The organism is Lentzea sp. NPDC054927 (genome assembly GCF_053610285.1).
The window spans coordinates 20,741-32,713 of sequence record NZ_JBSGXZ010000008.1; the positions used below are offsets into that span (position 1 = coordinate 20,741).

Below are 11,973 nucleotides of genomic sequence, written 5' to 3' on the forward strand. Positions count from 1 at the left end.
CTGAGGGAGGTTCGGATGCGTGACCTGGCATCGACTTTGCTGTCGTGGGACCGGTTCGCGGTCGCCTCGGTGGTGGCCGTGCGGGGCAGCGCACCACGCCCGGTCGGCGCCGCGATGGCGGTCGGCCCGGCGGGCGAGGTGATCGGCAGCGTGTCCGGCGGCTGCGTGGAGGCCGAGGTGTACGAGCTGGCCCGCACTGTTCTGGAAACGTCCGTTTCGTCGTTGGCCACGTTCGGCTACTCCGACGACACGGCGTTCTCGGTCGGCTTGACCTGTGGCGGTTCGCTGGACGTCCTGGTGCAGCGCGACACCCCTTCGTTGCGCGCGGCTCTTCAGGCCTCTGTGGACGGACATCCGGTCTCGCTGCGGTTCGGTGTCGAGGGCCGTGTGTTCACCGAGTCGTGGCTGCCACCGCCGCGCCTGCTGGTGTTCGGCGCCATCGACCACGCCGCCGCCGTGGCCGAGATCGGGCGTTTCCTCGGCTACCACGTCACGGTGTGCGACGCCCGCCCGATCTTCGCGACTGCTGATCGTTTTCCCGCGGCGCACTCCGTTGTCGTCGACTGGCCGCACCGCTATCTCGCCGCCACTCACACCGATTCCGACACGGCGGTGGTGGTGCTGACCCACGACCCGAAGTTCGACATCCCGGTGCTCACCGAGGCGCTGTCCCGGCCGCTGGCGTTCGTCGGCGCGCTGGGCTCCCGCCGCACCCACTTCGAGCGACTCGACCGGCTTCGCGAGGCGGGCGTGCCCGAGGCCGCGATGGCCCGGCTGCGGTCACCGATCGGCCTGGACCTCGGCGGCCGCAGCCCGGCGGAGACGGCCGTGTCCATCGCGGCCGAACTCGTGGCCCTGCGCCACGGCGGCACCGGCCTGCCGCTGTCCTCACTGTCCTCACCCATCCACCGGACCCCGGAGAGTCATGGCACTGATCTTCCTCAACGGCGGCGGCATGCAGGGCGGCCCGCTGCACGACCAGCTCCAGGGCACCCCGATGGTGTGCCGGGCGCGCAGTGCGGCGAGGTATCGCTACTTCTCGGTGCGGGGCAAGTTCCCCGCGATGCACGAATCGGGGTCGGCACAGGTGGTCGGTGAGCTCTACGACCTGCCGCTGACCATCCTGCGCGACCACCTCGTGCCCGCCGAACCGCCGGAACTGGAGATCGGCGTGATCGAACTGGAGGACGGCAGCGCCGCACTGGCCACCGTGCTGCGCGACGCGGTCCTCGAAGACGCGTCGCTACTCCGATCGGGTGACATCCGGGACATCTCGTATCTCGGCGACTGGCGGGAGTTCCTTCATCGCGAGGGGTGAGGAAGTGGCACGGGGGTGCCATTGGCAAGGGGGAGTTGCCGCACGCGGCGGGACCAACCGAAGTGGTCCCGCCGCGGTGGACCTCATCGCCCGCTGCGCAACAACCCGCGCTCATATGCCACCGCGACGGCCGCCGCCCGATCCGAGACGCCGAGCTTCGCGTACACGTGCAGCAAATGGGTCTTCACCGTGGCCTCGGAGATGAACAGCGCCGCCGCCACCGCCCGGTTGGTCGATCCCTTCGCCACCAACCCCAGCACGTCCAGCTCCCGCGCGGACAACGCCTCCGACGCCGGCTCCCGCACCTGCCCCAGCAACCGCGTCGCCACCGCGGGCGACAACACGGCCTCACCGCTGTGCGCAGCCCGGATCGCACGCTGCAACTCGTCGCGCGGCGTGTCCTTCAGCAGGTAACCGGTGGCGCCTGCCTTGATGGCCGGCAACACGTCACGATCGGTGTCGTAAGTGGTGAGCACCAGGACACGGCACGGGTGTGCGCGCAACCGTTCGATCGCCGACAGCCCGTCGGAGCCGGGCATGCGCAGGTCCATGAGCACGACGTCCGGCGACATCGCCGTGACGACCGCGACCGCCTCGTCACCGGACGCGGCCTCGCCCACGACCTCGAAATCCGGTGCGGCGGACAGCATGCCGCGCAGGCCGTCGCGCACCACGGGATGGTCGTCGACGATCACCAGCCTGATCATGCGGGCACCCGCACAGCTCCAACGCCAGCCAGCACGCCTTCGCAGACCAGGCCAGCACGCGTGTCGTGCCGGCACCCGGCCCAGGACGCCACACCGTCGAAGCCACACCCGCCGCTCATGCCGACATCTGTCACCACGCCACTCCCCCGCATCCACCCGCCACGCCGGTTGTACGCACACCTGCTCCATGCCAACACCGGGCCCGGCGCTCCCGCCGGCACAGCGCACCCCACCCGCGTTCCGACCACTGCCAACTCCCTGAGCCCGCACCGCTCACGCCGTCGCCCGCCACGCCGGCACGACGCACGCACGGCGCGCCACTCGCGCCCCGGCCGCCGCCGACTCCCTGAGCCTGCGCCACTCACGCCAACACGGCCCCCGAGCGCGCCCCACTCACGCCGGCACCCGCGCCGAGATCGCCGTCCCCGATCCCGGCTCCGACTCCACGAACAGCGCGCCGGACAGGCGGTGCACGCGGTGGCGCATCGCGGGCAGGCCGAAGCCGTCCGAGGGGCGCGCGAGGTCGAAGCCCACGCCGTCGTCGCGCACGTCCAGGGTCACCACGTCCTCCATGTACGACAGGGTCAGGCCCACGCGGGACGCCGAGGCGTGCTTCGCCACGTTCGCCAGGGCCTCCTGGGCGGTGCGCAGCAGGGCGACCTCCACCTCCGGGTGCATTTCGCGCACGGCTCCGGTCAGCGTCACCGAGACCGGTACGCCGTTGTGCCTCGACCAGCCTGCCGCCACGTCGTCCAGAGCCTCGTGCAGGGCCGCCGAGTCCAGAGCGGGTGGTTGCAGGGCGTGCACCGAGCGGCGGGCCTCGGCCAGGTTCGCGCGCGCCAGTTCCGCGGCGACCGCCACGCGGCGTTCCCAGTCCGACCCGGTCGCCGCGGACAGTTGCGTGATGATGCCCGCCAGGCCCTGGGCCAGGGTGTCGTGGATCTCGCCGGCCATGCGGTGGCGTTCGTCCTGCACGCCTGCCTCGTGCGCCTGCACCAGCAACTGGGCGTGGAGGCCCTCGTTCTCCTCCAGCAGTTCCTTGCGCAGCCGGGACTGTTCGGTCGTCACGTGGCCGACGTACGTGAAGGTGCACGCCAGCACCACGAAGACGAGCAGCAGCAACCAGAACGCGGCTTCTTCGCCCTCCGGAGGGTAGCCACCGAACAACGACAGCGCCGCCAGGCCCGCGGTCAGCGCCACCACCACGAACATCCAGCGACCGCGCAGGACCTCGCTCGCGTAGACGTACACCGCGTACGACACCGCACCGAACCAGTGCTCCTGCAGGCCCAGCACCGCGTAGAACACGACCATGCCACCGATGAACACGGCCATGAGCCCAGGACGGTCGCGCCACGCGGGGTGCAACGTGAACCACCACGCCATCCACACGAAGCAGGACGCCACGACGCCGTAGGTGAACCAGCGTTCCGGTGCCGGCTGCGTCGTGAAGATCGCGTACAGCACCGTCGTGACGGTCAGCACGAAGTACGGGATCACCCTGGCGATCGCGGCGAGCCTGCGCTCCCACGTGTCCAACGCGGCCATGTCCACGAGCTACTCCCAGCGGAACGTTCTGGCCGCGACGGTACCCGCCACGAGGCTCACCAGCCCCATGATCGCGAGATGCCTCCAGTCCGGCGCGCTGCCCAGCCACGCCTGTTGCAGCGCCTCCACGCCGGGAGGCGAGTACGAGCCGATCGTCTGCACCACCGAGGGCAGCATGAACCGCGGCAGGTACACGCCGCCGAAGAACATAAGCAGCATGAACACCACCGTCGCCCAGCCACCGGCCGCCCGCGCGTTCGGGGCCAGTGCGGCTATCACCAGGCCCAGCGCGAACGTCCCCGCGCCTCCCAGCACCACGGCACACGCCAGGCCGAGTGGATGGTGAGGCAGGTCGACGCCAAAAACGACGTACCCCACCACAATAGTGAGCAGCACCGACAAGATCACCGCGGCGAAGTTGACCACCATCTGCGCCACCAGCAACCGCGCCGGGTGCATCGGCGTGGTGGACAACCGCCGCAGCACGCCCTTCTCCCGATAGGTCGCCACGACCGTGGGCACGCGTTGCAACCCGATGAACGCCAACGTGAACACGACCAGCGCCGACATGTACGTGTCGATGAAGCTCAGACCACCGAACTTCTCATCAGGCGTCCTCATTGCCGGAATCGCGCCCAGCACCAGCAACAGCAGGCTGGGGAACACGATCGCGAACAACGAGTTCAGCCGATCGCGCACGAACAGCCGCGCCTCGACCTCAATGATCCGCAACATCACTACCCCCGGTCAGCTCAACGTAGGCGTCGTCCAGCGAAACCTGGTCGACGCGGAGTTGCCGCGCCACGATCTGCTTGCGCGCCAACAGAGACGTCACCGCGTGCAGCAGGTTCTCCGACCCGCTGACCACGAGCTGCTCGCCCACCGACGTCACCTCGGCGACCTCCGGCAGCGCCTGCAGCAGAGCGACGTCCAAAGCCACGGACGGCACGAACCGCACCCGCACCGAACCGTCCACACGCGACACCAGGGCGGAAGGCGTGTCCAGCGCGACGATCCGCCCGTCGCGGAACACCGCCACCCGGTCGCAGAGCCGCTCCGCCTCCTCCATGAAGTGCGTGACCAGCACGATCGTCACGCCGGCCGCACGCACCTCCTCGATCACCGACCACGTGTCCCGCCGCGCCTGCGGATCCAGCCCCGTCGTCAGCTCGTCCAGGATCGCCACCCGCGGTGACCCGATCAACGCCAGCGCGATCGACAACCGCTGCTTCAACCCACCGGACAGCTGCCCGAACTCCGCCTTCAGATGCGACGTGAGCCCCAGCCGGGCGGACCAGTCCGCTGGCGACAGGTAGAACGACGAGAACAACGACAACGCCTCGCTGACCCGCATCCGTTCGGGCAGCTCCGACGACTGCAGCTGCACCCCGATCGCCGACCGCACGTCAGCGGGCGCCCGCCCCAGCACCGACACACTCCCCCGGTCCTGCACGCGCAGCCCCGCCACGCACTCGACGGTCGTCGTCTTGCCTGCCCCGTTCGGCCCCAGGATGCCGAAGATCTCCCCCTCGGCGACCTCGAAGGACACGGAGTCCACCGCGATCTTCGGCCCGTACCTCTTGCCGAGGTCGCGCACTTCGATGATTGCCATGCCGTCCACGATCGAGCAGCACGACCGGAAGATCATCGAACAGCCGGCGACACCCGGATCAACCGATCGGTTGATGCCGCTACTCAGACTCCAGCACGGCGGCGCGCAACGCGGCGGCCAACCGTTCGACGGCCTCCGGCACCGGCCCCGGCAACCGCGCGAGCAGGATCTGCCGCCGCTCGGCAGGCCCGCCCCGCACCGGCAGGACCCGCACCCCGGCAGGAACGACGGCCACCAGCGCGGCGGGCACCGTCGTGATGCCGAACCCCGCCTCGACCAGCTGCAACTTGGCCAGCCAGTCACGCGCCGTGTGGGCGACAACGGGCCGTTCGTCCAACCCTGGCCACACGCCCATCACCAACTGGTCACCGGGCCCGGCGATCCAGCGCTGCCCCCGCAGGTCTCCCACATCAATGAAGTCGTTGCGCGCCAACGGATGTGCGGCAGGCACCGCAACCCGCAGACTCCGTTCGACCAGCACGTCGGCCGCCAGCGCGGGCGTCTCGTCGTCGGGCGCACGAAACGGCGGTGAGGACGCGATCAACGCAACGTCCAATGTGCCCGCACGCAGCGCGCGAACCAACGCCGGTGTGCTGCCCTCACGCGTGACGACCGTGATCGACGGATGTGTCCGCCCCAACGACGACAACGCCTGCGGCACCAACCACGCCCCGGCCGTCGCGAACCAGCCGAGCCGGATGGTGCTCACGTCCTCGGGCAGCCCGGCCAGCTCCCGCGCACCCGCGTCGACCTCGTCCACCACCGCCGAAGCGCGCCGCAACACGAGCCGCCCGGCCGGGGTGAGCCGCACGCCGTCGTGCCGCCGCTCCAGCAGCTCAACGCCCGCGGCCCGTTCCAGCGACGCGATCTGCCGCGACACCGCGGACTGCGTGTAGCCCAGCGCGGACGCCGCCGCGGTCAGCGTGCCGCGCTCAGCGACCTCGCGGAACACCCGCAGAGCGACCAGCGACGCATCCGTGAGGGCCATGACGTCCTCGCATACCCAGGTTGACGTACTTTCGCTACCCGCATGCCCAGACCGAGCCTAGCGTCGAAGGCGTGATCAAAACAGAGTTCGGGTTCAGCAGCACCGCCGCCGAGGTCGCCGCGGGCATCGACCTGACCGGCAAGCGCGTGATCGTGACGGGTGGGTCCTCCGGCATCGGCATCGAGACCGCGCGAGCGCTGGCCGGCCCCGGCGCCGAGGTCACCCTGGCCGTCCGCGACGTCGCCGCAGGTGAGAGGACCGCGAAGGACATCGGCGGCAACGTCCGCGTCGCCGAACTGGACCTGACCGACCTCGCCTCCGTCGACACGTTCACGCAGAACTGGCGAGGCCCGCTGCACGTCCTGATCAACAACGCCGGCGTGATGGCGAGCCCCGAGCAGTACACCGAGCAGGGCTGGGAATGGCAGTTCGCCACCAACCACCTCGGCCACTTCGCCCTCGCCACGGGCCTGCACGACGCTCTCCAGGCGGAAGGCGCTCGCATCGTCGCCGTCAGCTCCACCGGACACATGCTCTCGCCCGTGGTCTTCGACGACGTCAACTTCGCGTTCCGCCGTTACGACCCGTGGCTCGCGTACGGCCAAAGCAAGACCGCCAACGTCCTGTTCGCGGTCGAAGCAACGCGTCGATGGGCGAACGACGGCATCACCGCCAACGCCGTGATGCCCGGCGCCATCTACACCAACCTCCAGCGCCACACAGAGGGACGCGGCAGCGGCACGGTAGACCCCAGCGTGATCAAGACGCCCGAACAGGGCGCCGCGACGTCGGTCCTGGTGGCCACCTCACCGCTGCTCGACGGCATCGGCGGCCGCTACTTCGACGACTGCGACGAGGCAAAGACCGTCGACCGCCGCGGCGAAGCCCCGCCGTTGCACGGTGTCGCCCGTTACGCCCTTGACCCGGACAGCGCCGCACGCCTGTGGACGTACTCCGAAACCCTCCTCGCGAAGGCCTGAACCATGACAACCGCACTCGTCACCGGCGCCACCCAGGGCCTCGGCCTGGCCCTGGTCGAGGGGCTCGCACAACGCCTGGCGCCCACCGACACCGTCTACCTCACCGGTCGCGACATGAACCGCGTCATGACCGCCGTCGGGTCCATGCCCGGCGGCGGCGCCGAGGTCCGCGGCGAGCTGTTCGACGTCGCCGACCCCACCGCGGCCGCCAAGCTCGCCCAGCAGATCCACGAACGGCACGGCGGCATCGACATCGTCTTCGGCAACGCGGTCATGCGCGTCGGCCCGGACGACGACCCGCGCGTCATCGCCGACCAGTACACGGAGGTGAACAACTTCGGCACCACGAGACTGCTCAAGGCATTCGCGCCACTGCTCAACGACAACGGCAGACTGCTGATCGTCGCCAGTTCGCTGGGCACGCTGCACTACCTGGCACCGGTGTTGCACCAGCGGTTCACCGAGCCGTCCACTTTGGACGAGGTGGACCACCAGATCGCGCTCTGGCGTGACGCGATCAAGGACGGCCGCGCGAAAGCCGGTGCGTGGCCGGGTTTCGTGAACATCCCGTCCAAGGTCGGCCAGGTCGCCGCCGTCCGCGTGCTCGCCCGGCAGCGCAAGGAATCCGACGAACAACGCGGCATCCTGATCGCCGCAGTCTGTCCGGGGATGATCAACACGCCGACGTCCGCGCTGTGGTGGAACGTCAGCACCGCACCGACTCCAGCGCAAGCCGCAACGGCGTTGCTCGACCTCGCCCTCAACCCGGTGAAGTCAGAGCACTACGGTGAGCTCGTCCGCAACGGCGAGGTGCTGCCGTTCAGCTGATGCGCTGGTCCAGCCCGTGCACCACCTGGTCGAGCAGCGTCTGGATGACCGCCTCGTTGTGCTCGTTGCGGCCAGGGGTGATCATCCGGGACGTCGCCTCGACCATCGCGTGCACGAGCATCGCCCGCAGCGGCGCGCGCTGCACCCCGGCCGTCTTGAACACGCCGACCAACGGTGCCAGCAACCGTTCGTGCTCGGCCCTGATCTGCTCGCGCGACGAGTCCGGCAACGTGTGCGCGGACAGGGCCACCACCGCCCCGTGACTGCCGTCGGTGATGATCGCCAGCTCGGTGCGCAGGTAGGCCTCGATCTTCTCCGGCACGGACGCGGCGCCGTTGACCGCGTCCTCCAGCTTGTCCGCCCATTCCGGCAGCGCGTCGGACACGATCGCGGCGACCAGTTCCTCGCGCGACCGGAAGTACTCGTAGAGGCTCGGCCGGGACAGTCCCACGCGTCTGGCGAGCGACGCGAGCGTCAGCGCCTCCGCTCCCTCGGTCGCGACGATGTCCCGCCCCGCGTCCAGCAGGGCGCGCAACCGGTTCGCGCGGTGCTCCGCCACGGTGTCGGCACTGATCCTCGGCACATCGGGATCGTATCGCGCTTGCTTTCCCGACGGGGAGTTGGAATAGTTCCCGACAGAGCGTCGGAATCAGGGAGGCCTGCATGTTCATCGCGACCAACCGGATGTTCGTGAACCCGGACATGTCCGAGGAGTTCGAGCGCTACTTCCGCGGCAACATGCACACCCACCTCCCCGGAGTCCCCGGCCTGCTGCGCAGCACGCTGCTCAAGCCGACGAAGGACGACCAGCCGTACGTCTCGGTCAACGAGTTCGAGTCGGAGGAGGCCTTCCGGGCCTGGGTGGCTTCCGACGCGTTCCGCGAGGCGCACAAGGGTCACCGCACGATCGCACGCCTCGTCACGGGCAACGAACCGGAAAGGTTCACGCACGCAGAAGACCTGGTGCTGCCTCAGCAGCGCACCGAGGCCTAGGCGATACTCCCCGTGTGGGGGATGCGCGTTTTCGAGTGCTCGGCCCGCTCGCGGTCGAGGTCAATGGACGTGAAGTAGCGGTACCCGGCGGGCGCTGCCAGGCGGTGCTCGCCGTTCTTCTCTTGTGCCCCAACGAGGTTGTTCCGGCCGACGACCTCATCAAACGGGCCTGGCCGCACGGCGGCAGCATCGGCGCACTGCGCCAGGCCGTCACGAGGCTCCGCACCGCCCTGGGCGACGCGAACTGCGTGCGCACGATCGGCACCGGTTACGCGGCCGAGCCGAAGGACCTCGACCTGCTGAGGTTCCGCGAACTGTGCCGGCAGGGCCAGATCGCCGAGGCGTTGAAGCTGTGGCGCGGTCCCGCTCTCGCCGAGATCGACTCGGCCTGGGTGCGCGACGAGGTGTCCGCGCTCGTCGAGGAACGCCGTGCGGCGCGGCGGAAACTGACCGTCCCGAAACAGATCCCCTCGCCACCGGCCCAGTTCGTCGGCCGCGACCACGAACTCGAAGAGCTCGACGCCGCACACGGACCGCTGGTGATCTCCGCGGTCAGCGGTGCCGCCGGCGTCGGCAAGACCGCATTGGCGATGCGCTGGGCCCATCGGGCAGCCGACCGCTTTCCGGAAGGCCAGCTCTACGTCAACCTCCGCGGGTTCGATCCGGCGATCGAGCCCGTCCGGCCGCAGGAGGTGATCCGGCGCTTCCTCACGGCGTTGGGCGTGTCGAACGAACGCATGCCGGACGACGACGCCGGCCAGGCCGAGCTCTACCGCGATCTGGTCTCCGACAAGCGTTTGCTGCTCCTGCTGGACAACGCCCGCGACGCCGGCCAGGTGCGGCCGCTGCTGCCGGACGGCGACCGCTGCCAGGTCATCATCACGAGCCGCGACCGGATGGGCGACCTCGCCGGCGCACGAGAACTGCGCCTTGGCACGCTCGGCCACGCGGAAGCCGCGTCACTGGTCACGGCCCGCATCGGCGCCGAGCGTGCGGCCGCGGAACCCGAGGCACTCGCCCGCCTGGTCGAGCTGTGCGGCGGTCTGCCGCTGGCGCTGTCCGTCGTCGCGGCCCGCGCGGCCGCCGACGCCCAGCTCCCGCTCGCCGCGCTGGCCGACGAACTCGCCGACGAGCAGACCAGGCTCGACTTCCTCGACACCGGCGAAGAGCTGACCAGCGTGCGCGCCGCGTTCTCGTGGTCGTACCAGCGCCTGAGCGCCGCGGCCGCCCGGCTGTTCCGGCTGCTCGGCGCACACCCCGGCCCGGACTTCTCCGCGGCGGCCGTGCTCAGTCTCGTGGGCGCGTCACCCGCGCTCGACGAGCTCACCGACGCCCACCTGCTCCAGCGGACGGAGAACGGGCGCTACTACTTCCACGACCTCGTCCGGCTCTTCGCCCGCGAGCTCACGACCGACGACGAACGGCACGACGCGCTGCGCCGGCTGTTCGACCACTACGTGCACAGCGCCCACCGCACGATGCAGACGCTGCACCTCTCCCGCAGGGTGTTGCCGCTCAGCGACCCGCTGCCGGGAGTGACGCCTGAGACGATCGGCGCGGAGCGGGGCTGGGCCTGGTTCGAGGCCGAGATCGACGTGCTGATCGGCCTGGTCTCGGTCGCGGCACAGGAGGGGTTCGACACCTCCGCGTGGCAGCTGACGTGGTGCATGACCAACGTTCTCGACCGCACGGGCCGCAAGCACGAGTGGACGGACGTCACCGAGATCGCGCTGGCGGCGGCCCTCCGGCACGGCGACGTGTACGCCCGATCCCAGATGCGTGAGGCGCTGGGGCGCGCCTACCGCCGTGTCGAACGTTTCGACGACGCGGTGACGTTGCTGAACGAGGCGATGGACGACTACCGCACCCTGGGCGAGACCCTCTCCGTCGGCACCATCTACCAGGTGCTCTCCGCGCTGTACGGCGACCAGGGGCGCCACGCCGAGGCGTTGGCCGCCGCACATCAGTCGCTGGCGCTGACCGAGGAAGCGGGATCCGCCGCGGGAGTCGCCGCGTCGCTGAACCAGATCGGCTGGTTCAGCGGCGAGCTGGGCGACCACCGCGCCGCCGTCGAGTACTGCGAGCGGGCGCTCGCCCTGCTGCGGGACACGGGGCACGCGTTGGTCGAAGCCGCGGTGCTGGACAGCCTCGCCAAGGCACGGCGCAACCTCGGCGACCTGCCGGGAGCGCTCGCCGCCGCCGAACGCTCGGTGGAGCTCATCGCCACCACCGGATCCCTGGAGGACGAAGCCGAATCGCTGCGCGGTCTCGGCGACGCCCACCACGCCTCGGGCAACCGTGACCAGGCCCGGCAGGCGTGGCAACACGCGCTGGCCCTCTACGAGCACCTCGAACACCAAGGCGCCGAAGACGCCCGGCGGCGTCTCACAGAGTGGGCAGCAGCGCCTTCATCCGGTTGATCTCGTCCGACTGCGTGGCGACCACGTCGTCCGCCATCTCCTCGACCTGGACGTTCGCACCGGCCCCGCGCACGTCCGTCGCCATCTTGATCGCACCCTCGTGGTGCTTGATCATCAGCTCCAGGAACATCCGGTCGAAGTCCTTGCCCCGCGCGGCCCCCAGAGCGTTCAACTGGTCCTGCGTGGCCATGCCCGGCATCGTCGCGTGATCGGCGTGCCCGCCGACGATGTTGAACGTGCGCTGCCACTGCTTCATGGCGCCGATCTCGGGTTCCTGGCTGTACCGGATGCGGTCGGCCAGGCCCTTCACGGTCTCGTTCCCGGCGCGCTCGGGGGCGAACCTGGTCATCGCCAGCGCCTGCTCGTGATGGGCGATCATCATGTCCACGTACTGCCGGTCGGCGTCGTTCGGCGGTGGTGGAACCGCACGGGAAGCGTCCGACGGCGCCAGTGTCGGCGCTGACCCTCCAGGCGTGTCCGGCGCGATGACCGGCACCGCATCCGGCTCCGATGTACAGCCTGCCAACAGGGCGAATGCCGCCACGATGACCACAACCGCAGAACGCATGGGACGGAGAA

The 11,973-nt window shown here is 70.0% G+C and carries 12 protein-coding genes and 1 pseudogene; 6 read left to right on the forward strand and 7 right to left on the reverse strand.

From position 1 onward, the window contains the following. Positions 1-15: 15 nt before the first annotated feature. Both ACWGE0_RS14775 and ACWGE0_RS14780 read left to right on the forward strand, forming a co-directional pair. A pseudogene (locus tag ACWGE0_RS14775) lies at positions 16-837 on the forward strand (XdhC family protein); the annotation flags it as partial. Between the two features lie 118 nt (positions 838-955). Then, a complete protein-coding gene (locus ACWGE0_RS14780; protein ID WP_452261661.1) occupies positions 956-1,318 on the forward strand; it encodes an allophanate hydrolase-related protein in 363 nt (120 codons plus the stop codon). An 83-nt stretch (positions 1,319-1,401) separates the two neighbouring features. On the opposite strand, the gene ACWGE0_RS14785 is transcribed toward ACWGE0_RS14780, so the two are convergent. The 5 genes from ACWGE0_RS14785 to ACWGE0_RS14805 form a co-directional block, all read right to left on the reverse strand. Beyond that, positions 1,402-2,025 carry a response regulator gene (locus ACWGE0_RS14785; RefSeq protein ID WP_452261423.1) on the reverse strand — a complete coding sequence of 208 codons (624 nt, stop codon included), beginning with the start codon at positions 2,023-2,025 and terminating at the stop codon, positions 1,402-1,404. Positions 2,026-2,418: 393 nt separating this feature from the next. Next, positions 2,419-3,573 carry a sensor histidine kinase gene (locus ACWGE0_RS14790; RefSeq protein ID WP_452261424.1) on the reverse strand — a complete coding sequence of 385 codons (1,155 nt, stop codon included), beginning with the start codon at positions 3,571-3,573 and terminating at the stop codon, positions 2,419-2,421. Between the two features lie 9 nt (positions 3,574-3,582). Next, on the reverse strand, positions 3,583-4,308 hold the full coding sequence (locus tag ACWGE0_RS14795; RefSeq protein WP_452261425.1) for an ABC transporter permease: 726 nt from the start codon (positions 4,306-4,308) through the stop codon (positions 3,583-3,585). After that, positions 4,292-5,185 carry an ABC transporter ATP-binding protein gene (locus ACWGE0_RS14800; protein ID WP_452261426.1) on the reverse strand — a complete coding sequence of 298 codons (894 nt, stop codon included), beginning with the start codon at positions 5,183-5,185 and terminating at the stop codon, positions 4,292-4,294. The genes ACWGE0_RS14795 and ACWGE0_RS14800 overlap by 17 nt, the downstream gene beginning before the upstream one ends. Positions 5,186-5,264: 79 nt before the next feature. Then, complete coding sequence (locus ACWGE0_RS14805) at positions 5,265-6,173, reverse strand: LysR family transcriptional regulator (protein WP_452261427.1); 909 nt, start codon at positions 6,171-6,173, stop codon at positions 5,265-5,267. Positions 6,174-6,244: 71 nt separating this feature from the next. On the opposite strand from ACWGE0_RS14805, the gene ACWGE0_RS14810 reads away from it, so the two are divergent. Further along, complete coding sequence (locus tag ACWGE0_RS14810; RefSeq protein WP_452261428.1) at positions 6,245-7,153, forward strand: SDR family NAD(P)-dependent oxidoreductase; 909 nt, start codon at positions 6,245-6,247, stop codon at positions 7,151-7,153. Positions 7,154-7,156: 3 nt separating this feature from the next. Beyond that, positions 7,157-7,981 (forward strand): SDR family NAD(P)-dependent oxidoreductase, encoded by an 825-nt coding sequence (locus tag ACWGE0_RS14815; protein WP_452261429.1) that lies wholly within the window; start codon positions 7,157-7,159, stop codon positions 7,979-7,981. Here ACWGE0_RS14815 and ACWGE0_RS14820 read toward each other — a convergent pair. Further along, entirely contained in the window at positions 7,974-8,564 is a 591-nt protein-coding gene (locus ACWGE0_RS14820) for a TetR/AcrR family transcriptional regulator (RefSeq protein WP_452261430.1), read from the reverse strand. The genes ACWGE0_RS14815 and ACWGE0_RS14820 overlap by 8 nt on opposite strands. An 80-nt stretch (positions 8,565-8,644) precedes the next feature. Between ACWGE0_RS14820 and ACWGE0_RS14825 the strand changes: the two genes are divergently transcribed. Both ACWGE0_RS14825 and ACWGE0_RS14830 read left to right on the forward strand, forming a co-directional pair. Further along, complete coding sequence (locus ACWGE0_RS14825; protein WP_452261431.1) at positions 8,645-8,974, forward strand: antibiotic biosynthesis monooxygenase family protein; 330 nt, start codon at positions 8,645-8,647, stop codon at positions 8,972-8,974. A gap of 14 nt (positions 8,975-8,988) precedes the next feature. Then, positions 8,989-11,394, forward strand: coding sequence for a tetratricopeptide repeat protein (locus tag ACWGE0_RS14830; RefSeq protein ID WP_452261432.1), 2,406 nt, complete (start codon positions 8,989-8,991; stop codon positions 11,392-11,394). Here ACWGE0_RS14830 and ACWGE0_RS14835 read toward each other — a convergent pair. Then, on the reverse strand, positions 11,360-11,962 hold the full coding sequence (locus tag ACWGE0_RS14835) for a DUF305 domain-containing protein (RefSeq protein ID WP_452261433.1): 603 nt from the start codon (positions 11,960-11,962) through the stop codon (positions 11,360-11,362). The two genes, ACWGE0_RS14830 and ACWGE0_RS14835, sit on opposite strands and share 35 nt — an antisense overlap. Positions 11,963-11,973: the final 11 nt, after the last annotated feature.